Genomic DNA, 21,188 nt, shown 5'->3' on the forward strand with positions numbered 1-21,188 from the left:
TCTCTACGATTCTCTTCACGAGGGGACGGGGAGGCCGCAGGCGCGGCGGGCGCGGGAGAGCTGCTCCTCCGGGTCGCCGAAGGCGCTCCACGGCATCCGCGAGGCGTACGGGCCCATGACCTCGAAGACCGCCCGCGCCTGCGCCGTGCGCCCGCCCATGACCAGCGCATGCGCCAGGTACGCCAGGTCGAGGACCGGCGTGAAGCGGTAACCGGCCACCGCGGGAAGCCAGTTGTGGTGGATCGCGAGGGCGGTGGAGCGCCACTGCGGCTGCTGCCAGACGCGGTCGGCGAGCAGCCCGGCCGGGTCGTGGCTCGCGATGAGGGCGACGAGCGGCAGCAGACGGAGCGCGGAGTCGGCGGGCGCGCGCTGGGCGAGGAACGCGGCGACGTCCCAGGCGGCGTTGACGGAGCCGCCGTGGCGGGTGAAGAAGCAGGCGAGGAAGCGGTGGTGGGCCTCACGGTGCCAGGGGTCGAGGGACAGGACGTGCGCGAACAGCCGCCACGGACCGGGCGGCGCGGTGAGCAGACCTCGCGGGGCGGCGTCGCGCAGTCGGTGCAGCCTGGCCATGGCCAGCCGGGCGACCCAGGGGGTGGGGTCGGCCGGGGCCTCGGCCGCGGCCCGGTCACAGGCGGCCAGCGCGATCCGCTCCAGCGCCCCGGCCCGCTGGTCGTGCGCGTCGGCGGCGCGCAGCGCCCGCAGCACGGCCACCCGGGCCCACATCAGCGCGGCCTCGGGGCTCGGCTCCTCGGCCAGCCAGCGCTCGACCAGGTCGGAGTCGGCGGCCTCCGAGGCCAGCACGAGGGAGCGGTGGGCGCGCAGCGCGAAGTCGCCGCGGGTCTCCGCCAGGGCCTCGCGTGCGCTCAGGCAGCGGCCCGCGCGCACGTCGACGCACACGCTCGCGAGGACGCGGTCGTCGGCTGCCGGATGCCACACGTACTGCCCTTGGAACAACCCCGCGGCCATCTTCCCCTCGCCCGTCCCCGTAACGACGCCTCGCAGTTGTGCATCAGGCACCCTACTCAGCCGCGGAGGCCACCGGAACGCCGTTTTCGACCGGGCCACGATTTTTCCCGGCCGGAATACGGGACGGCTGATGGCCGGTCAACCGATGGTTCAATTCGGCACTATTTCCGCAGGCCCCGCTAGAATGTTCCCGGAGAATATGCCGAGCCCGTGTCCCGCCTCTCCCGAGGAACCGTCATTCGCCTTCTCGCCTCCCGGCTCCGTCGCCTTCGCCCGTCCTGCGGGCCGGTCCGCCTGATCGGCGTCGACGGGCACGCCGGGTCCGGAAAGTCCACGTTCGCCGGGCAGTTGGCCCGGGAGCTGGACGGTGCGCCGGTGCTGCACCTGGACGACCTCGCCACGCACGACGAGCTGTTCGAGTGGACCGGGCGGCTGCTGACCCAGGTGGTCGCTCCGCTCCGCCGCGGCGAGACCGCGCACTACACCCCCTACGACTGGCGTGCCCGCGGCTTCGCGCCGCCCCGCCCGCTGGTTCCCGCTCCGGTGGTGCTCGTCGAGGGTGTCGGCGCGGGCCGCCGCGAGCTGCGGCCCCATCTGGCGCATCTGCTGTGGATGGAGCTGCCCGAGGAGGAGTCGTGGACGCGAGGCAGGGCGCGGGACGGGGAGGAGCAGCGGGAGTTCTGGGACGGGTGGGTCCGGGCGGAACGCCGGCACTTCGCCGAGGACCCTTCCAGGCCCTTCGCCGACCTGCTGGTACGGCAGTCGACCGGCGGATATGAGGTGCTTCCAGGGCCGGTGACCACCGTGTCGCCGGACCGGTGAGTCACGCAGGGTGACGAACCGTCCGCAATGTGGTGAACCTGTGAAAGGGCTTGCGGGCGAACTTCCCGGAGTGCTTCAACTCGGCTTGACCGGGGGGCCATACAGGTCTTACGTTCTCAATGAGCGGCCGATCGGGCCGCCCACAGACGCGAAGCCCCCGGTTGTTCCCCCGTGACCGGGGGCTTCGTTCTGCCCTCCGGCTCCGCTCCGGACGCTCTGCGGCGCGGCCCTCTCACCCTCCGTCACCGTCCGAGATCCGCCCCAGGTGCTCCCACCTCGCCGAACGGCCTGTGCGGCACCCTACGGCGGGCGACACCACCGCAGGTACGATGCCCTCGGTGCGACCGGCGGACGCCGCTCCGCGCACCGTTGCAACTCCGGTCCGCGGCACAGCCGTTGGACCAAGGCGGCCGACGGGCGACGGCCCGGCGGTGAACCGACGGGGGCACGGTTTGTGGGGGACGTGATGGACTTCGGCACGCGGGGCCCCGAGGCCCCGGCCGACCTCGCCTGGCTGCGAGGCGTGGACGCCTACACCATGGGGGCCTACCCGCAGGCGGAGGAGGAGTTCCGGGCCGCGGTGCGGATGGACCCCGGGATGGCCGACGGCTGGCTGGGGCTGCACGCGCTGCGCGTCGACACGACGACCGCCCTGCTGCGGATGTTCCGGCACCGCGAACGCTTCGGCGAGCAGCGCGCCCGGCACCGTCGGGCCCTCAACTCCTGGTACTGGCTGGGCTGGTGGGTGCAGCCGGTGCTTGAGAGCCCACGCGACCTGCTGCTCGCGCACGCCTCCCACTGGCTCGACGGCCGCCACGTCCCGGAGCTGGACCGGGCCCTCGCCGGACTGCCGCCCGTGGACACCGACCCCCAGGTCCGCTTCCTGCACGCCTGCCGCGCCTACCTGGTCAAGGACTGGGAACAGTTGGTCCGCCACACCGACCCGCTGATCGACGACTCCCTGCTCGGCATCGAGGCGGGCCTGTTCGGCGGCATGGCCCGGGTCCGGCTGGAGATGTACGGCCAGGCCGAGCCCCTGCTGGCGGCGGCCCTGATGCGCTGCCGCAGCGAGCAGCCGCAGCGCAAGGAGCTGCGGTACTGGCTGGCCCGGGCGCACGAGGGCACCGGCCGCAGCGCCGCCGCCCTCCCGTTGTACCGGGCCGTGCACCGCGTCGACCCCGCCTTCATGGACACCTCGGCACGGCTCGCGGCGATCGCCGAGGGCGACGGCTACGACGAGTCGGCCGACCTCGCCGCGATCACGCTCTCCGGCGGCCAGGACGCCCTGGAGGGACCGGACACCCTCGACCCGCTCTTCGGCATCGAGGGCCGTGACCTCCGTCTTCCCGACGCCGACCTGCCCCCGGCCGGCCCCCTGCCGACGGTGACCGATCCGGCGGTGCGCGAGAAGAACGCGGCGGCGTCCACGCTGCCCGCCGGCCCGACCGATCCGGTGCTGCTCGAGGAGGCGCTCGCCGAACTGGAGCGCATGGTGGGTCTGGAGCCGGTGAAGCGTCAGGTGAAGGCGCTGTCCGCGCAGCTGAACATGGCGCGGCTGCGGGCCGCGCAGGGGCTGCCGGTCCAGCCGCCGAAGCGGCACTTCGTCTTCTCCGGTCCCTCCGGCACCGGCAAGACCACGGTGGCCCGCATCCTGGGCCGCGTCTTCTACGCCCTCGGCCTGCTCGGCGGCGACCACCTCGTGGAGGCGCAGCGCGCCGATCTGGTCGGCGAGTACCTGGGGCAGACGGCGGTGAAGGCGAACGAGCTGATCGACTCCGCGATCGGCGGGGTCCTCTTCGTCGACGAGGCGTACTCGCTGTCCAACTCCGGCTACGGCAAGGGCGACGCCTACGGCGACGAGGCGCTGCAGGTGCTGCTGAAGCGGGCCGAGGACAACCGCGACCACCTGGTGGTGATCCTGGCCGGCTACCCCGAGGGCATGGACCGCCTGCTGGCCGCCAACCCCGGCCTGTCCTCCCGCTTCACCAGCCGTGTCGACTTCCCGTCCTACCGCCCCCTCGAACTGACCGCGATCGGCGAGGTGCTGGCGGCGGAGAACGGCGACGCGTGGGACGAGGAGGCCCTGGACGAGCTGCGCTCGATCGCCGGTCACGTCGTGGACCAGGGCTGGATCGACGAACTGGGCAACGGGCGGTTCCTGCGCACGCTGTACGAGAAGAGCTGCGCCTACCGGGACCTGCGCCTCACGACGTACCCGGGGACGCCGTCGCGGGACGATCTGGCGACGCTGCGGCTGCCGGACCTGATGCAGGCGTACGGGGAGGTGCTGTCGGGGCGGGGGCCGCAGGATCCGTCGGCGACGTGACACCCGCGGCCCCGCCCGTCGGTCAGCCGGCCAGCGCCTGCTCCGGGGCCCCGCTCCCGCGCGGCTCCGTCACCTTCACCTCGGGCAGGTCCCGGTGCGCCGGGTCCCGTACCTCGCCGACCAGCAGCTCCAGCACGTCCTCCAGCGCGACCAGGCCGAGCACCCTGCCGGAGGCGTCGGCCACCTGAGCGAGGTGGGTCGCCGCGCGGCGCATCACGGTCAGGGCGTCGTCCAGGGGCAGGTCCGAGCGGAGCGTCGTCATCGGACGCCACAGCTGCTGCGGCACCGCCCGTTCCGAGTCCTCCAGGTCGAGGACGTCCTTGACGTGCAGGTAGCCCATGAAGGCGCCGGTGTCCGCGGCGACGGGGAAGCGGGAGTAGCCGGTGCGGGCGGTGAGCCGCACGATCTCCCCCGGCGTGACCGAGGGGCTGACCGTGATCAGCGACTCGCGCCGCAGCAGCACGTCCGTCACCGGGCGGGAGCCCAGCTCCAGCGCGTCCTCCAGACGCTCCTGCTCCTCCGGGTCCAGCAGGCCGGCCTGGCCGGAGTCCTCCACCAGCCGGTTGAGCTGCTCACTGGTGAAGACGGCCTCCACCTCGTCCTTCGGCTCGACGCGGAACAGCCGCAGGATGCCCCGGGCGCAGGCGCCGAGCGCGACGGTGACGGGCCTGCACAGGCGGGCGAACGCGACCAGACCGGGGCTGAGCCAGAGCGCCGCCTTCTCCGGGGCCGCCATGGCGAGGTTCTTCGGGACCATCTCGCCGACCACGAGGTGGAAGAAGACGACGGCGACGAGCGCTATGACGTAGCCGAGCGGGTGGATCATCCCCTCGGGGAGGCGCACCCAGGCGAAGACCGGCTCCAGCAGGTGCGCCACCGTCGGCTCGGCGACCGCGCCCAGGGTCAGCGAGCAGACGGTGATGCCGAACTGGGCGGCGGCCATCATCTGCGGCAGCCGCTCCAGCCCGTACAGCACCTGGCGGGCCCGGGCCGTGCCCAGTGGCTCGATCTGGCTGCGGCGCACCGAGACCAGCGCGAACTCGGCGCCGACGAAGAAGCCGTTGGCGAGCACGAGCAGCCCGGCGAACAGCAGTTGCAGCACGCTCATCGGACGACCTCCATGACCGGGCCGGTCCTGACCAGCCGGACCCGCTCGGCGCGGTAGTGGCCGACCCGGCGCACCGTCAGCCGCCAGCCCGGCAGTTCGGCCTTGTCGCCGACGGCCGGGATCCGGCCCAGCAGGTCGGCGACCAGACCGGCGACGGTCTCGTACGGTCCCTCGGGCACGTCGAGGCCGATGCGGCGGAGGATGTCGACCCGGCAGCTGCCGTCGGCGTCCCACGCGGGGCGGCCGTCCTCCGGCGGCGCGGCCGCGAGTTCGGGCAGGTCCTGCCCGTCGTGCTCGTCGCGGACCTCGCCGACGAGCTCCTCGACGATGTCCTCCAGGGTCACCACGCCCGCCGTGCCGCCGTACTCGTCGACGACGACGGCGATGGGCTGCTCGCTGCGCAGCCGCCCCAGCAGGGGCTGCACCGGCAGGGTCTCGGGGACGAGCAGCGCCGGGCGCGCGATGTCGCAGACGGGCGTGCGCAGCCGGTCCGCCGCCGGGACGGCCAGCGCGTCCTTGAGGTGGACCATGCCGACGACCTCGTCGATCTTCTCCCGGTACACGGGGAAGCGGGACAGGCCGGTGGCGCGGGTGAGGTTGACCACGTCCTCGGCGGTCGCCGAGGACTGCAGCGCGCTCACCTTCACGCGCGGGGTCATCACGTGCTGCGCGGTCAGCTCGCCGAGGGAGAGGGTCCGCACGAAGAGGTCGGCGGTGTCCTGCTCCAGGGCGCCGGCCTGCGCGGAGTGCCGGGCGAGGGAGACCAGCTCGCCGGGGGTGCGGGCGGAGGCCAGCTCGGCGGTGGGTTCGACGCCGAGTGTGCGGACGAGCCGGTTGGCGACCGCGTTCAGCACGGCGATGACCGGGCGGAACAGGCGCGCGAACACGTGCTGCGGGCCCGCGACGAACCGGGCGACCTGAAGGGGCCGGGACACCGCCCAGTTCTTGGGCACGAGCTCGCCGATCACCATCTGCACCGCGGAGGCCAGCAGCATGCCGACCACCACGGCGATGCCGGACACCGCGCCCGCGGGCAGGCCGACGGCCGTGAACGGGCCGTGCAGCAGCTCGGCGAGCGCCGGTTCGGCGAGCATGCCGACGACGAGGGAGGTGATGGTGATGCCGAGCTGGGTGCCGGAGAGCTGGAAGGACAGTTCCTTCAGCGAATCGACGACCGTGCGGGCCCGTCGGTCGCCCTCGGCGGCGGCCTTCTCGGCGTCCGTGGGTTCGACCGTGACCAGGCCGAACTCGGCGGCCACGAAGAATCCGTTGGCGAGGATCAGCAGAAAGGCGGCGGAGAGCAGGAGCAGGGGGATGGTCATGCCGCCGCCTCGAAGGGCCGGGAGGTGGCGGCGCAGGTACTACAGGACGATCCGTCCATCGCTGGAGGGAGTCACTCCTCGGGTAGCAGGAAGCCTCCGACGGGCCGGCGGGCCCGTCGCGGCGGAGACGTCTCGAACGACGTCTCCCCCAACAGATTAATCAAGACATGGGTCCGGACGGCAGGGTGAACGCGGGTGAACGCCCCGAGTCAGCCCCGAGGCGGCTCGGGATCCCTGGCACAGCGGGCGTCGGCCAGCGCGCGCAGGGCCCGCGCGTCGGCGATGGCGCGCTGCCTGGCGATGCCCGGCTGGATGCCGAGCGCGGGCAGGCTGGTGCCGTCGCTGAGGTTGAGGAAGACCCAGGGGTCGCCGGGGCGGAGGTTGACCTGGACGATTTCCGCCCAGTCCAGGCGCCGCCTGCTGACGATGTTGACGACGGTCACCCCGGACTCGTCCGCGACGACCTTCACCCGGGCGAGCAGCGCGAGCACCGCGAACAGGATCGCCCCGGTGAGGATGAAGCTGAGGCGTTCGCCGGAGCTGAGCTGCTCCAGCAGGAACGCGACCGTCGTGATGACGGCGAAGATCGCGGCACCGGCGCTGAGCAGGACGATCCTGGTGTGGCCGGGCCGGAACGTGACGGGGAGAGCGGGCAGGTCGGACATCTGCGCGGCCTCTCAGAGACGGCAGGCGTGGATCGCGGTGGTCAGGATGGCCCGGGCGCCGATCGCGTACAGGTCGTCCATGATGCGCTGGGCGTCCTTGGCGGGCACCATGGCGCGGACGGCGACCCAGCCCTCGTTGTGCAGGGGGGAGATCGTCGGGGACTCCAGGCCGGGAGTCAGGTCGACGGCCTTCTCCAGCTGCTCGACCCGGCAGTCGTAGTCCATCATCACGTACGTGCGGGCCACCAGGACGCCCTGCAGGCGGCGCAGGAACTGCTGCACCTTGGGCTCCTCGGCGTCGGCGCCGACGCGGCGGATGACGACGGCCTCGGACTGCATGATCGGCTCGCCGATGACCTCGAGGCCGGCGTTGCGCAGGGAGGTGCCCGTCTCGACGACGTCCGCGATGACCTCGGCGACGCCGAGTTCGATGGCGGTCTCGACGGCGCCGTCGAGGTGGACGACGGAGGCGTCGATGCCGTTGTCGGCGAGGTGCCCGGCGACGATCCCCTCGTAGGAGGTGGCGACCGTCATGCCGGTCAGGTCCCGCACGCCGTTCGCCGTGCCCGGCTTGGTGGCGTAGCGGAAGGTGGAGCGGGCGAAGCCCAGCGGGAGGATCTCCTCGGCCTTGGCTCCGGAGTCAATCAGCAGGTCGCGGCCGGTGATGCCGATGTCGAGGCGGCCGGACGAGACGTAGATCGCGATGTCGCGGGGGCGCAGGTAGAAGAACTCGACCTCGTTCACCGGGTCGACGATCCTGAGCTCCTTGGACTCCCGGCGCTGCCGGTAGCCGGCCTCATGCAGCATCTCCGCCGCAGGGCCTGACAGGGAACCCTTGTTGGGGACGGCGATGCGCAGCATGAGGTCGGCTTCCTTTGCGTGATGGCGTGACGGGGTGACGTGGGTGGTGCGTGTCTGACGGAGCTGGGGGCCCGAGGGGACCGGGGGCTACAGGTGGGCGTAGACGTCGTCCAGGGAGATCCCGCGGGCGACCATCATCACCTGGACGTGGTACAGCAGCTGCGAGATCTCCTCGGCGGCCGCCTCCTTGCCCTCGTACTCGGCGGCCATCCAGACCTCGGCGGCCTCTTCGACGACCTTCTTGCCGATGGCATGGACGCCCTTGCCGACCAGTTCTGCGGTGCGGGAGGTGGCGGGATCGCCGTGGGCGGCCTTGTGCTGGAGCTCGGTGAAGAGCTCCTCGAACGTCTTCTTGGACATGGTGGTCCTTACCCTACGCGCAAGCCGGGGTTCCTCAGCGCCAGGGTTCGGATACTGAGCGGAGGGTGGCAGCGGTGGCCACCGCCGCCGTCACCGCTTCGTGCCCCTTGTCCTCGTTGGAGCCCGGAAGGCCGGCCCGGTCCAGCGCCTGCTCCTCGGTGTCACAGGTCAGCAGGCCGAAGCCGACGGGCACGCCGGTGTCGACGGAGACCTGGGTGAGGCCCTGGGTGACGCCCTGGCACACGTAGTCGAAGTGGGGGGTGCCGCCGCGGATGACGACGCCGAGGGCGACGACCGCGTCGTAGCCGCGGCCGGCGAGGACCTTGGCGACCACCGGGAGCTCCCAGCTGCCGGGTACCCGCAGCAGGGTCGGCTCGTCGATCCCGAGGTCGTGCAGGGCGCGCAGGGCGCCGTCCACCAGACCGTCCATCACCTTCTCGTGCCACTGGGCCGCGACGACGGCGACCCGCAGGTCGCCCACGTTGCGTACGGACAGTTCCGGTGCGCCCTTGCCGCTCACGTTCTCGTGTCTCCTCGGTGTGTTCTCACTGGTTGCTGCAGGTCGTCGCCGTGCCCGCGCCGGCCGTCTCCAGCCAGGGCAGGTCGTGGCCCATCCGGTCCCGCTTGGTGCGCAGGTAGCGGAGGTTGTGCTCGCCGGCCTGCACGGGCATCGGCTCGCGGCCGGTGACGCGCAGGCCGCCTCGCAGCAGCGCGTCGGTCTTCTCGGGGTTGTTGGTCATCAGGCGCACGCTGCGCACGCCGAGGTCCCGCAGGATCCGGGCGCCGGCGCCGTAGTCCCGGGAGTCGGCGGGCAGGCCGAGTTCCAGGTTGGCGTCGAGGGTGTCGCGGCCGCGCTCCTGGAGTTCGTACGCCCTCAGTTTGGACAGCAGGCCGATGCCGCGGCCCTCGTGGCCGCGCAGGTAGACCACCACTCCCCGGCCCTCGGCGTGGACGCGGTCCAGGGCGGCGTCGAGCTGGGGGCCGCAGTCGCAGCGCAGGGAGCCGAAGACGTCGCCGGTCAGGCACTCGGAGTGGACGCGCACCAGGACGTCCTCGCCGTCGCCGATGTCGCCGTGGACGAGGGCGATGTGCTCGACGCCGTCGGCGGTGGAGCGGTAGCCGAAGGCCGTGAAGGTGCCGTGCACGGTGGGCAGGCGGGTCTCGGCCTCGCGGCGGACGAGGGGCTCGGCGGCGGGCGTCTGCTGCGCGGGAACGCCCGCGTGTTCGGCGGCGCGGCGGTAGGCGATCAGGTCCTCGATGGAGATGATCGTCAGGCCGTGCTTGCGGGCGAAGGGGAACAGCTCGGGCAGGCGCAGCATGCGGCCGTCCTCCCCGGCGATCTCGACGATCGCACCGGCCGGGCGCAGGCCGGCCAGGCGGGCCAGGTCGACGGCTGCCTCGGTGTGGCCGTCGCGGACGAGCACGCCGCCGGGCCGGGCGCGCAGCGGGAAGACGTGGCCGGGGCGGACCAGGTCGGCGGGCTCGGCCTCGCCGCCCGCGAGCAGCCGCAGCGTGGTGGCGCGGTCGGCGGCGGAGATGCCGGTGGTCACGCCGTGGGCGGCGGAGGCGTCGACGGAGACGGTGAAGGCGGTCTTCATCGACTCGGTGTTGTCCTCGACCATCTGCGGCAGCTTCAGCCGGTCCAGTTCCTCGCCCTCCATGGGCGCGCAGATCAGCCCGCGGCACTCGCTCATCATGAAGGCGACGATCTCGGGGGTGATCTTCTCGGCGGCGACGACGAGGTCGCCCTCGTTCTCGCGGTCCTCGTCGTCGACGACGACGATCGGGCGGCCGGCCGCGATGTCGGCGATGGCCTGCTCGACAGGGTCGAGCGACCAGTCCTCGATGCCGTCTGTGCTGTCCGTGCCGTACAGGATCGGTGCCGTGGTCATGCCGGCGCTCCTTCCATGACGGGCCGCGCGTCCTCGCGGGAGCGCAGCCACCAGTCGCGCATGCCCCACAGGACGAGTGCGCCGTAGATGACGTAGACGAAGCCGGAGAAGGCGTAGCCGTTGGCGAAGTTGAGGGGCACGCCGACCACGTCGACGAGCAGCCAGGCGAACCAGAACTCGACCATGCCGCGGGCCTGCGCGTACATGGCGACGACGGTGCCGACGAAGATGTAGGCGTCCGGCCAGGGGTCCCAGGACAGGGACGGGTAGGCCTTGAAGAGCAGGGCCACGGCGACCGTGCCCAGGGCGGCGGCGCCGGCCATGGCGGCGCGCTCGCGCCAGGTGGCGAACCGCGGCACGATCTGGCCGTCCCCTGAGCGGTCCTTGTCGCGGTTCCACCGCCACCAGCCGTACAGGGCGACGACCATGACGACGACCTGCTTGCCGGCGCTGCCGGCGAGGTGGCCGTAGAAGGCGATGAAGAGGACCATGCCGGAGAGGAACTGCACCGGCCAGGTCAGCAGCGAGCGCCGCCAGCCGAGGGCGAGGGTGATGAGGCCGAGGATGTTGCCGATGGTGTCCGACCAGATGATGTGCTGGCCGAGCAGGGTGAAGGCCTCGGAGTTGAGCCAGTTCACCGGGTGGCCCCCTGACCGGCCGCGAGCAGCCGCTCGACGTACTTGGCGACGACGTCGACCTCGAGGTTGACCGGGTCGCCGGGCTGCTTGCGGCCGAGCGTGGTCAGGGCGAGGGTGGTGGGGATGAGGCTGACGGTGAAGTGGTCGGAGCCGGCGTCCACGACGGTGAGGCTGATGCCGTCGACGGTGATGGAGCCCTTCTCGACGACGTAGCGGGCGAGTTCGGCGGGCAGCGAGATCTTGACGATCTCCCAGTTCTCGGACGGCTTGCGTTCCAGTACCTCGCCGGTGCCGTCGACGTGGCCCTGCACGATGTGCCCGCCGAGGCGCGCGCCGACGGCGGTGGGACGTTCGAGGTTGACACGGGAACCGACGGTGAGGGCGCCCAGGCTGGAGCGGTTCAGGGTCTCGGCCATGACGTCGGCGGTGAACTCGTCGCCCTCGTGCTCGACGACCGTGAGACACACGCCGTTGACGGCGATGGAGTCGCCGTGCTTCGCGCCGTCCGTGACGACGGGGCCGCGCAGCCGGAAACGGGAGGCGTCGCCGAGGTTCTCGACGGCGGTGACTTCACCCAGCTCTTCGACGATTCCGGTGAACACTTCCCGGGTCCTCCCTGCCTCATTCGGGCACGGACTCCGGGGCTGTCGAGACGACAGAATGTACGAACGGGAACACCGGGGGCGACGCCGGACGGGGTTCGTCGACTTGGACGAACCGGTACGGCGGCGCGCACGAATGCCCGCCCGCCGCGCACTGCCTCCCATCCGGACTTTAACCGTCGGTCCAGGAATTTCACCTGGTCAACCGGCCGCTGGAGGCGGCCGGGTCGCGGACTGTAACCGCCGGTTCGGACTTTCACCGACCCCGGAGTGCGCTGCTGCTAAAAGGTACAGGCTCAGTGTGCCATGCCCCATCGGCGTCCATCTGGGTGAGGGGCTGTGGAGTGGCTCACACGGGCGCCCGCCGGATTCGCCGCATCCTCGCGGATCCCTTACGAAATCCTCACGGATTCCTCGCGGATTCTGGCGGATTCCGGCGGATTCCTCGCGGCCGGACCCGGACGACCGGCCCGGCGGCGGGCCCCGTCAGCCCCTCAGCGCCCTCAGCCCCGTCAACGCCCGTCCTCAGACACCTCAGCCCCGCCGGCCGTCGCCGAAGCGCCGGGCCAGAAAGTCCTCGAAGGTGCCCTTGCCCACGACCTGTTGCGGGGCGAGGTGGCCGCCGGAGCGGAAGGCGCGGTAGGCCTTGCCCCACAGGGGGACGTTCACCACCGCCCGCCGGCGGCCCGTCGCCCGCAGGTACGCGCGGGCCAGCGACTCGACGGTGCGCGCCTCGGGGCCGCCCATGTCCGCGGCCCGCCCGGCGGGTGCGGCGAGGGCCAGCTCGGCGAGGCGGTCCGCGACCTCCGCCACCTCCACCGGCTGGTCCCGCACCCCGGCCGGCAGCAGCATCACCGGCAGCCTGGCCAGGGACCCGAGGACGGTCACGAGCAGGTCGTGGAACTGGGTCGCCCGCAGCACGGTCCAGCCGAGCCCCGACTGCTCGATCTGCCGCTCCACGGCGAGCTTGGTCCGGTAGTAGCCGAACGGCACCCGGTCGACGCCGACGATCGAGATGTAGACCAGATGGCCCACCCCGGCCCGCCGTGCCGCGGCGATCAGGTGCCCGGCCGCCTTCTCGTCCCCGCCGGTCTGGGAGGTGGCGCAGTGCACGATCGTGTCCACGCCGTCGACGGCCCGGTCCAGGCCGGGGCCGCCCGCACGCAGGTCCACGGCGTACGGCTCGGCGTGCCTGCTGAGCACCCGTACCTCGTGGCCGTCCGCCCGCAGCCGCTCGGTGACGAGCCGGCCGAGGGTTCCGGTACCGCCGGTCACCAGGATCGTGGTCATGCTGTCGAGTCCCTTCGGACGCCGGACGCCCCCGGACGGAGCGCCCTTCCTCCGACTGGGACGGACCGGCCCCCGCGAAACGTGACACGCCCCCGGTCGCACATGCCCGCCGTGACTCAGACCCGCCGTCGCACAGGCCCCCCATCGCGCTTGCTCGCCGCTCGTTCAGGCCCGCCGTCGTTCAGCGCGCCGGCGGGAACAGTTCGTCCTGCGCGCGGTCCCGGGCCGTCAGCAGCGCCCCGCGCAGGACCGCGCCGCCGCCCAGGGTGCTGGGCCGTACCTCCGTGGGCAGCGGCGACATCCTGCGCAGCCGCCGGGCGACCCGGCCGGCCAGCGCCTCGCCGCCGGCCTGCCCGATCTCGCCGCCCAGCACCACGCAACCGGGGTCGAGGATCGACACGACGGAGGCGACGCCGACGGCGAGCCGGCCGGCGAGGGCGTCGAGGAAGTCCGCTGCGGCCGGCGCGGCGGGCCCCGGCCCGGCGGGCGGTGCCGCCACCAGGCGCACCGCCTCCCGTACCGCCCCGGCGGCCCGCGGTTCGTGCCCCGTCGCCCCGGCCGTCAGCCCGTACTCCTCCGCCAGCCGGGCGACCGCCGCGGCGCCGGCCAGGGAGTGGAAGCCGCCCTCGCAGTCCGTGGCAGACGGCAGGCCGGCCGTGCCCGGCACCGGCAGGAAGCCGATCTCGCCGGTGCCGCCGGAGGCGCCGCGGCGCAGGGCGCCGTCGAGGACCACGGCCGCGCCGGTGCCGTGGCCGAGCCACAGCAGGACGAAGGTGTCGCGGTCCCGCGCCGCGCCGTCGCGCTGTTCCGCCAGCGCGGCGAGGTTGGTCTCGTTCTCGACGCTGACCCGGGCCCCGGGCAGCCGTTGCTGCAGGGCCGCGACCAGGCTGCGGTGCCAGGCGGGCAGGCCGGTGGTGTCGCGGAGTTCGCCGCCGGCGGGGTCGATCAGGCCGGGCGCGCCGATGCCGACGGTGTGCAGCCGGTCGGCGTCGGCCTCCTTCAGCGCGTGCTCGACCAGGGTGACCGCGCGTTCCACGGCGGTGCCCGTCCCGGTGCCGCCGCCGATCGGCACGGAGGCCTCGGCCAGCACCCGGCCGACCAGGTCGGACACCAGCACCGCGACGCTCTCCGTGCGGATGTCCAGCGCCGCGAGGTGCGCGCGGTCGGCGACGATGCCGTACAGCTTCGCGTTGGGGCCTCGGCGCGCCTCGCCCGCCTCCCCCACCACGGTGATCAGACCGCAGGCGGTGAGCCGTTCGACGAGGTCGGCGACGGTGGGCCGGGACAGGCCGGTCAGCTGCTTCAACTGCCCTGCCGTCAACGGGCCCTCCTGCTGGAGCAGACGCAGGGCGAGCCGGTCGTTGATGGCCCGGGCGGTGCTCGGGGACGCGGGCATGCCGGGATCCTTCCAGATGCGCCGGGGGGCGCGGCACGCGGTCGGCGCCTCCGGTCGTCGTGCGGGGCTGATTGCGCTCTATCTATCAGGCAGGGTTCCTGATAGTTTACGGCGCCGGGGGAACAGCAGCCATGGGCCGGGAGTGCGGGAGGGCCGGAGAATGAAGGACGTGGTCCACGACCAGCGCGAGGTGAGGCACGCCCGGTACGCGGTGGCGGCGGTGTTCGCGGTGCACGGCGCCGTCACCGGCTCGTTCGCGACCCGGGTGCCGTGGATCCAGGACCACGCCGCGCTCGGCGCGGGTCAGCTCGGCTTCGCCCTGGCCTTCACGGCGCTCGGCGCCTCCTGCGCGATGCCGCTGGCCGGCCGTGTCACCCACCGCTTCGGCAGCCGGACCACCCTGCGCGCCCTGCTCGCCGCCTGGACGGTGTCGCTGGTCCTGCCGTCGCTCTCGCCGAACCTGCTCACGCTGTGCCTGGCGATGTTCACGTACGGGGCCACCGCGGGGATGGCCGACGTGGCCATGAACGCGCTCGGCGTCGAGGTCGAGCGGATGCTCGGCAAGTCGATCATGTCCGGCCTGCACGGCATGTGGAGCGTGGGCGCGCTGATCGGCTCGGCGGCCGGCACGCTCGCCGCGCACCTGGGCTCGGACGCCCGGCTGCACCACGCGCTGGCGGCGGCGGTGCTCACCCTGCTGGGCGTGCTGGCCTGCCGCTGGGTGCTCGACCTGCAGCCCGCCGAGGACGAGGAGCCGCCGCCGCGGTTCACCCTGCCGCCCCGGTCGGCGCTGCTGATCGGCGCGGTCGGCTTCTGCGCGGTGTTCGCGGAGGGCGCGAGCCTCGACTGGTCGGCGGTCTACCTGCGCGACCGGCTGGAGAGCTCGGCGGGTCTGGCGGCCGCGTGCACGACCGGCTTCATGCTCACCATGGCGATCGCCAGGCTGGTGGGCGACGCGGTGGTCGACCGCTGCGGCGCCGTGCGCACCGTCCGGGCCGGCGGCGCTCTCGCCGTCCTCGGCGGAGCGCTCATCGTCGCCGCCGGTCACCCGGCGGTGGCGATCGGCGGGTTCGCCCTGGTGGGCCTGGGCATCGCGGTCGTCGTGCCGCTGTGCTTCGCGGCGGCGGGGCGCAGCGGCCCGAACCCCAGCCAGGCCATCGCGGGCGTCGCGACCATCACCTACACCTCGGGCCTGGTCGCGCCGAGCGCGATCGGCGGGCTGGCCCAGGCGACCAGCCTGACGGTGTCGTTCGGGCTGGTGACGGTGCTGGCCTTCGGTCTCGTGGCCTTCGCGGGGGTGCTGCGCCCCGGCGAGCGGGACCGTGCGAGGGTCAGCTCTCCGGGCGCAGCAGTTCCCGACCCGCGGCCCTGAACGTCTCGCTCCACGGCGCCGGCCGCAGCGTCTCGGCGTCCAGCCGGACCAGGACACGGGTGCCGCGCGCGTACGTCGTCGAGCCGTCCGGCGAGCAGAACCGGAAGCCGTAGGTCAGGCCCGTGGTGCCCAGCCGCTCCAGCCACAGGTGGACGGCGTACGTGCCGGGCCGGGTGACGGGCGCCTCGTAGGTGACGCGGAGTTCCTTGACCGCGTTGCAGGCGTCGCCGGCCGCCGCCCAGTCGCCCTCGAAGTGGATGCCGTGCCCCTGCCACAGCTCGGTCCACGCCTGCTCGACCTTCAGCGGGTAGCGGGCGTTGTGCAGCAGGCCGAGCGCGTCCAGGTCGTCGAAGTGGACGGTGACGGGGATCAGCCGGCCGTAGGACAGGGCGGGGGCGGTCGGGGCTTCGGCGGTCACGGGCTGGGCTCCTGAGCGTTGCTGGTGCGGCGCCGGGGCGCCTCGGGGTGCACTCCATCCTAAGCGGATGCTCAGCATGCACCGCCGGGAAGGGCCTGGTCAGGCGGCCGGGCGAGGGGCGTCGGGGTGGGGCGGGTGCGGGTGGACGGCCGGCACCACCGACAATGGGTCCGGAACAAGCTGCACAGTACAGAGAAAGCGAAACCCCATCATGGACCTCGGCGTGCGCTGGAAGCTGCACGGAGACGGGCGTACGCCCGCGCCCGGAGCGGTGGTACGCCCCGACGAACGGCTCTCCTGGCCCCGCACGGTCGGACTCGGCGCCCAGCACGTGGTGGCGATGTTCGGCGCGTCCTTCGTGGCCCCGGTCCTGATGGGCCTGGACCCCAACCTCGCGATCATGATGTCGGGCGTCGCGACCGTGATCTTCCTGCTCGCCACCCGCGGCCGGGTCCCGAGCTACCTGGGCTGCTCGCTGTCCTTCGTGGGCGTGGCGGCCGTCATCCGGGCACAGGGCGGTACGAGCGCCACCGTCACCGGCGCCGTGTTCGTCGTCGGCGTCGCGCTGTTCCTGGTGGGACTCGCCGTGCAGCGCTTCGGGGCGCGGATCATCCACATCGCGATGCCGCCGGTCGTCACCGGCGCGGTCGTGATGCTGATCGGCTTCAATCTCGCGCCCGTCACCGCCTCCACCTACTGGCCGCAGGACCAGTGGACCGCCCTGCTGGTGATGCTGTTCACCGGTCTGGCGGTGGTCGGCCTGCGCGGTTTCTGGTCCCGCATCGCGATCTTCCTCGGCCTGGTCTTCGGGTACGCCGCCTCCTGGGCGTTCGACCGGATCTTCGGCCGCATCCACTCGGCCGACGCGAGCGGGAAGATCACCGACCACTGGCGCCTGGACCTCTCCGGCGTCTCCCACGCCGACTGGTTCGGGCTGCCGTCCTTCCACGGCCCGTCGTTCCAGTGGTCGGCGATCCTGGTGGCCCTGCCGGTCGTCATCGCCCTCGTCGCCGAGAACGCCGGACACGTCAAGGCGGTCGGTGAGATGACCGGCGAGTCGCTGGACGAGAAGCTGGGCACGGCGATCTCCGCCGACGGCATCGGCTCCATGCTGTCCACCGCGGTCGGCGGCCCGCCCAACACCACCTACTCCGAGAACATCGGCGTGATGGCCGCCACCCGCGTCTACTCCACCGCCGCCTACTGGGCCGCGGCCGGCTTCGCGCTGCTGTTCGGCCTGTGCCCGAAGTTCGGCGCGGTGGTGGCCGCGATCCCGGGCGGTGTGCTCGGCGGCATCACGGTCATCCTGTACGGCATGATCGGCCTGCTCGGCGCGCAGATCTGGCTCAACGCCAAGGTGGACCTGCGCAACCCGCTGAACCTGGTGCCGGCCGCGGCGGGCATCATCATCGGCGTCGGCAACGTCACCATGAAGTTCACCGACACCTTCTCGCTCAGCGGCATCGCGCTCGGCACCCTGGTCGTCATCACCGGCTACCACGCGCTGCGCGCGCTCGCGCCCGCCCACCTCAAGCCGCAGGAGCCACTGCTCGACGAGGGCACGTCCTCCTACGACGAGGCCGCCTCGTAGGCGTACGACGGTCTGAAGGCCCCCGCCCGTAAGAGCCGGGTGGCGGCGGGTACGTGGGGCCTGGCAAGGTGCTGCTCCCCTCCCACGCGGCGGGCGGGTTCCCCCGTTCCGGCGAAGCGCCGGGTCCGCCGCCACCCGGGCCGGGCTGAGCCTGGGACGCTTCCGGCATGGCGCGAAGCGAACAGTTCACCACTCCCGTCGACGCGGTCGTCTCCCGGATGCGCGCCCTGGACGCGGCCCTGCCGGAGCGGGACGGCGTCGCGGTCTTCAACCGCGTCTACCTCACCGTCACCGAAGCCGTCGACCGGTCCATCGACGCCGGGCGGTTCGGGGACCGGCGGGCGGCGATCACGCTGGATGTGCGGTTCGCCGAGCGCTACCTCGCCGCCGTCGACGCGGTGGCGGACGGGCGGCGGCCACCGGCCTGCTGGCGGCCCCTGTTCCAGCTCCGCCGCCACCCCGGCGTACGGCCGCTGCAGTTCGCGCTGGCGGGCGTCAACGCGCACATCGGCCACGACCTGGCGCTCGCCGTCGTGGACAGCTGCCGTACGCTCGGCTGCGAACCGGCCGACCTGGAGGACGAGTTCGACCGCGTGGGCGACCTCCTCGTCTCGCTGGAGGAGCGGGTCCGCGAGGACCTGATGCCGGGCCCGGACCTGTTGCAGATCGCCGACCCGCTCACCCACCTGCTCGGCTCGTGGAGCCTGGAGCGCGCCCGCGAGGCCACCTGGTCGGCGGCGCGTGCCCTCTGGGCGCTGCGCCGGGTGCCCGACGTGGCCGAGGAGTTCACCGAACGCCTCGACGCGGCGGTCGGCTTCGCGGGCCGAATCCTCCTCACACCGCTGGCGGACTGCCGCCGGGGCCGTGGCTAGCTAGTCCTCCGGCAGTTCCACGGGGGCGATCTCGTCGTAGACGTCTCCGGGGCCCGGGTTGGACGCGTCGGTGGCGCCGCCGAGGTGGTGCATGACGCCCCAGACCGCGTTCAGCGCGGTCTGGACCGCGCCCTCGGCCCAGCCGGCCGTCCAGGAGATGTCGTCGCCGGCGAGGAAGACGCCCCGCTTGTCCTCGGGCAGCCGGTCCTGCATGAAGTGGGTGAACAGCCGCCGCTGGTAGCGGTAGTGGCCGGGCAGGTTGGCCTTGAACGCGCCCATGAAGTAGGGCTCGTTCTCCCAGGAGACGGTCACCGGGTCGCCGATGATGTGCTTCCTGATGTCGACGTTCGGGTAGATCTCGCCGAGCGACTTCAGCATGACCTCCATCCGCTCGTTCGCGGACAGCGGCAGCCACTTGAGGCTGTCGTCGCACCAGGTGTAGGAGAGGCAGATGACGGCGGGCCGGTCCGGGCCGTCGTCGAGGAGGTAGGTGCCGCGGGTCATGCGGTCGGTGAGCGTCATCGACATGACGTCCCGGCCGGTCGGGTCGCCCTTGTCGTCGACGGCCTTGTCGAGCCAGAAGGGCCGGTCGACCGGCACGAACAGCTTGCTGGACTCCATGTAGTGGGTGCGCTCGATCGCCGTCCAGTGGTCGATCGGGAACAGCGAGTCGTCGCAGGCGATCTTCGACAGCAGCATCCAGGACTGGGCGGTGAAGATCGCCGCCCGGTAGGTGCGGATGGCGCCGCTCGCGTCCGTCACGGTGATGCGGTTGCCGGCGGTGCGGTGCAGCCGGGTCACGGCCGGGCGCGGCTCGCCGTCCACGTGCAGGGACTTCAGCGAGGTGCCGTACGGCCAGTGGACGATCTTCTCCGGCTCGCGCTCCCACAGGCGCAGCGGCAGCTGCTGGGAACCCCCGACGATGCCGCGGTGGTGGTCGTCGGCCTCGGTGTAGACGACGCGCAGGATCTCCAGGATGGAGTTGGGGAAGTCGGTGTCCCAGCCGCCCGTCCCGAAGCCGACCTGGCCGAAGATCTCGCGGTGCCGGAAGGACTTGAACGCCTCGGAGTCGCAGAGGAAGCCGTAGAAGGTCTGGTTGTCGAGCTTCTCGACCAGCCTCGCCCAGATCTCGCGGATGCGGGGCACGTCGCGCTCGCGCAGGGCGCGGTTCATCGCGGAGAAGTCGGCGCCCTCCTCGAGGCACGCGTTCCAGGCCGCGGCGACGTCCCGGTACACCTGCGGCAGGTCGTCGATCGTCTCGGCGTAGTGCGACTCGCCCTTGAGGTCCACGACGGTCGAAGGCGTGGCCTCGGCGAGGGGGTTGGGGAAGGGACGGGTCTCCAGGCCCACCAGGTCGATGTAGTGCTGCAGCGCCGTGGAGGACGGCGGGAAGCGCATCGCGCCCATCTCGGCGGTGAGGGAGGGGTCGCAGCCCTCGAAGCCGACGGTGCGCAGCCGCCCGCCGATCCGGTCCGCCTCGTAGACGACCGGCTTCAGGCCCATCTTCATCAGCTCGTACGCGGCCACGATGCCGGACAGGCCGCCGCCGATCACCGCGACCTCGGTGCCGTGCTCGGTCGCGGGTATCTGACCCAGGCCCGCCGGGTGGGCGAGGAAGTCGTCGTACGCGTACGGGAAGTCCGGGCCGAACATGGTGATCGGCGGCTGCTGCTCGGCTGCGTGCTCGACGGCGTTGGGCACCGTGGACGTCATGGGGTGCGGACTCCTTGCGCGAGAAGAAGAGAGAAGAAGAGAGAAGAGCGGGGAAGGGCGAACGGGGCGGACGACAGGAACCGGACCGCGTCAGACGAGGGACCCGTACAGGCCCGGGCGGCGGTCCGTCAGATACGGGTTGGCCGCGCGGGAGGCGTCCAGGAAGGCCGGGTCGACGTCGGCGAGGACGAGTTCCTCGCCGCGGTCGGCCCGGGTGCGGGCGACTCCGTCGGGTCCGGCCAGCGTGGACAGGCCGACGAAGTCGAACTCCCCTTCCCGGCCGACCCGGTTGACGTACGCGACGTACATCTGGTTCTCGAAGGCGCGCACCGGGATCAGCGACTCGGGGACGAACTGGTACGGGTGCATCTGCGCCGTCGGCACCACGAGGAGGTCGGTGCCGGCGAGGGCGTGGGCGCGGACGTTCTCCGGGAACTCCACGTCGTAGCAGATCATGAGGCCGACGCGGAGGCCGTTCAGCTCGGCCTGCACCACCGGCTGCTCGCCCGGCGTGAAGTGGGCGCGCTCGAAGGGGCCGAAGAGGTGGGTCTTGCGGTAGTGGGCGAGGCGGTCGCCGCCGGCGGAGACCAGCTGGGCGGAGTTGAAGACGGCATCGCCGGCCCGCTCGGGGTAGCCGTAGACGACCGCCACGCCGTGCCGCCCGGCGATGCCGGCGACCGCCTCCGCCGAGGCGCCGTCGGCGGGCTCGGCGAGGCGGGCGATGTCGTCGCCGATCGCGTACCCGGTCAGGAACATCTCCGGCGCCACCAGCAGCCCGGCGCCCGCGGCGGCGGCACGGCCCGCGGCCTCGTCGAGGACCTCCAGGTTCTCCTCGACCGATCCGGGACGGCCGGAGCTCTGGAGCAGGGCGGTGCGCATGGGTGTTCCTCACCGGTACGGAAGGGGGGTCGGGGGGCCAGAAAGACGGTACGTTCGGCGTCCTCGGCCGGACAAGAAGCAGCCGTTGCGCACCG

At 72.6% G+C, this 21,188-nt stretch carries 20 protein-coding genes and 1 riboswitch; of the genes, 5 read left to right on the top strand and 15 right to left on the bottom strand.

Annotated elements, in window-relative coordinates:
• Nucleotides 1-15: 15 nt before the first annotated feature.
• Complete coding sequence (locus ACZ5GT_RS25350; protein WP_469030461.1) at nt 16-966, bottom strand: hypothetical protein; 951 nt, start codon at nt 964-966, stop codon at nt 16-18.
• 210 nt (nt 967-1,176) lie between these two features.
• On the opposite strand from ACZ5GT_RS25350, the gene ACZ5GT_RS25355 reads away from it, so the two are divergent.
• Complete coding sequence (locus ACZ5GT_RS25355) at nt 1,177-1,788, top strand: uridine kinase family protein (RefSeq protein ID WP_469030467.1); 612 nt, start codon at nt 1,177-1,179, stop codon at nt 1,786-1,788.
• A gap of 466 nt (nt 1,789-2,254) precedes the next feature.
• Nucleotides 2,255-4,114 (top strand): AAA family ATPase, encoded by a 1,860-nt coding sequence (locus ACZ5GT_RS25360; RefSeq protein ID WP_469030470.1) that lies wholly within the window; start codon nt 2,255-2,257, stop codon nt 4,112-4,114.
• A 22-nt stretch (nt 4,115-4,136) separates the two neighbouring features.
• On the opposite strand, the gene ACZ5GT_RS25365 is transcribed toward ACZ5GT_RS25360, so the two are convergent.
• From ACZ5GT_RS25365 to ACZ5GT_RS25415, 11 genes are all read right to left on the bottom strand, one after another.
• Nucleotides 4,137-5,222, bottom strand: coding sequence for a hemolysin family protein (locus tag ACZ5GT_RS25365; protein ID WP_469030474.1), 1,086 nt, complete (start codon nt 5,220-5,222; stop codon nt 4,137-4,139).
• Complete coding sequence (locus ACZ5GT_RS25370; protein WP_469030478.1) at nt 5,219-6,544, bottom strand: hemolysin family protein; 1,326 nt, start codon at nt 6,542-6,544, stop codon at nt 5,219-5,221. The genes ACZ5GT_RS25365 and ACZ5GT_RS25370 overlap by 4 nt, the downstream gene beginning before the upstream one ends.
• Nucleotides 6,545-6,753: 209 nt before the next feature.
• Nucleotides 6,754-7,209, bottom strand: coding sequence for a PH domain-containing protein (locus ACZ5GT_RS25375; RefSeq protein WP_469030483.1), 456 nt, complete (start codon nt 7,207-7,209; stop codon nt 6,754-6,756).
• Nucleotides 7,210-7,221: 12 nt separating this feature from the next.
• Complete coding sequence (gene hisG / locus ACZ5GT_RS25380) at nt 7,222-8,070, bottom strand: ATP phosphoribosyltransferase (RefSeq protein ID WP_469030488.1); 849 nt, start codon at nt 8,068-8,070, stop codon at nt 7,222-7,224.
• Between the two features lie 87 nt (nt 8,071-8,157).
• Nucleotides 8,158-8,430 carry a phosphoribosyl-ATP diphosphatase gene (locus tag ACZ5GT_RS25385; RefSeq protein ID WP_007491392.1) on the bottom strand — a complete coding sequence of 91 codons (273 nt, stop codon included), beginning with the start codon at nt 8,428-8,430 and terminating at the stop codon, nt 8,158-8,160.
• 34 nt (nt 8,431-8,464) lie between these two features.
• Nucleotides 8,465-8,950 carry a 6,7-dimethyl-8-ribityllumazine synthase gene (ribH, locus tag ACZ5GT_RS25390; protein WP_360750950.1) on the bottom strand — a complete coding sequence of 162 codons (486 nt, stop codon included), beginning with the start codon at nt 8,948-8,950 and terminating at the stop codon, nt 8,465-8,467.
• Nucleotides 8,951-8,975: 25 nt separating this feature from the next.
• Entirely contained in the window at nt 8,976-10,322 is a 1,347-nt protein-coding gene (locus ACZ5GT_RS25395; protein WP_469030501.1) for a bifunctional 3,4-dihydroxy-2-butanone-4-phosphate synthase/GTP cyclohydrolase II, read from the bottom strand.
• A complete protein-coding gene (gene pnuC / locus ACZ5GT_RS25400; RefSeq protein ID WP_469030507.1) occupies nt 10,319-10,960 on the bottom strand; it encodes a nicotinamide riboside transporter PnuC in 642 nt (213 codons plus the stop codon). The genes ACZ5GT_RS25395 and pnuC overlap by 4 nt, the downstream gene beginning before the upstream one ends.
• On the bottom strand, nt 10,957-11,562 hold the full coding sequence (locus ACZ5GT_RS25405; protein ID WP_469030512.1) for a riboflavin synthase: 606 nt from the start codon (nt 11,560-11,562) through the stop codon (nt 10,957-10,959). The genes pnuC and ACZ5GT_RS25405 overlap by 4 nt, the downstream gene beginning before the upstream one ends.
• A gap of 147 nt (nt 11,563-11,709) precedes the next feature.
• Nucleotides 11,710-11,840: riboswitch (FMN riboswitch) on the bottom strand.
• Nucleotides 11,841-12,096: 256 nt separating this feature from the next.
• Entirely contained in the window at nt 12,097-12,852 is a 756-nt protein-coding gene (locus ACZ5GT_RS25410; RefSeq protein WP_469030517.1) for an SDR family oxidoreductase, read from the bottom strand.
• Nucleotides 12,853-13,033: 181 nt separating this feature from the next.
• Entirely contained in the window at nt 13,034-14,248 is a 1,215-nt protein-coding gene (locus tag ACZ5GT_RS25415; RefSeq protein WP_469030522.1) for an ROK family transcriptional regulator, read from the bottom strand.
• Between the two features lie 160 nt (nt 14,249-14,408).
• Here ACZ5GT_RS25415 and ACZ5GT_RS25420 point away from each other — a divergent pair, with 160 nt between their 5' ends.
• Nucleotides 14,409-15,620: an MFS transporter gene (locus ACZ5GT_RS25420; RefSeq protein ID WP_469030527.1), complete on the top strand. Its 1,212-nt coding sequence runs from the start codon at nt 14,409-14,411 to the stop codon at nt 15,618-15,620.
• Here the strand turns inward: ACZ5GT_RS25420 and ACZ5GT_RS25425 are convergent.
• Nucleotides 15,580-16,038 (bottom strand): acyl-CoA thioesterase, encoded by a 459-nt coding sequence (locus ACZ5GT_RS25425; RefSeq protein ID WP_469030530.1) that lies wholly within the window; start codon nt 16,036-16,038, stop codon nt 15,580-15,582. The genes ACZ5GT_RS25420 and ACZ5GT_RS25425 overlap by 41 nt on opposite strands.
• Before the next feature lie 211 nt (nt 16,039-16,249).
• On the opposite strand from ACZ5GT_RS25425, the gene ACZ5GT_RS25430 reads away from it, so the two are divergent.
• Together ACZ5GT_RS25430 and ACZ5GT_RS25435 are read left to right on the top strand one after the other, a co-directional pair.
• Complete coding sequence (locus ACZ5GT_RS25430) at nt 16,250-17,629, top strand: uracil-xanthine permease family protein (RefSeq protein ID WP_469030536.1); 1,380 nt, start codon at nt 16,250-16,252, stop codon at nt 17,627-17,629.
• A 167-nt stretch (nt 17,630-17,796) separates the two neighbouring features.
• Nucleotides 17,797-18,501 (top strand): DUF5995 family protein, encoded by a 705-nt coding sequence (locus ACZ5GT_RS25435; protein WP_469030543.1) that lies wholly within the window; start codon nt 17,797-17,799, stop codon nt 18,499-18,501.
• Here the strand turns inward: ACZ5GT_RS25435 and ACZ5GT_RS25440 are convergent, their stop codons facing one another.
• Nucleotides 18,502-20,214, bottom strand: coding sequence for a flavin monoamine oxidase family protein (locus ACZ5GT_RS25440; RefSeq protein ID WP_469030546.1), 1,713 nt, complete (start codon nt 20,212-20,214; stop codon nt 18,502-18,504). It abuts the gene before it with no gap.
• A 90-nt stretch (nt 20,215-20,304) separates the two neighbouring features.
• Nucleotides 20,305-21,093 carry a carbon-nitrogen hydrolase family protein gene (locus ACZ5GT_RS25445; protein WP_469030551.1) on the bottom strand — a complete coding sequence of 263 codons (789 nt, stop codon included), beginning with the start codon at nt 21,091-21,093 and terminating at the stop codon, nt 20,305-20,307.
• Nucleotides 21,094-21,188: the final 95 nt, after the last annotated feature.

It is taken from the genome of Streptomyces sp. NPDC031340 (genome assembly GCF_055569945.1).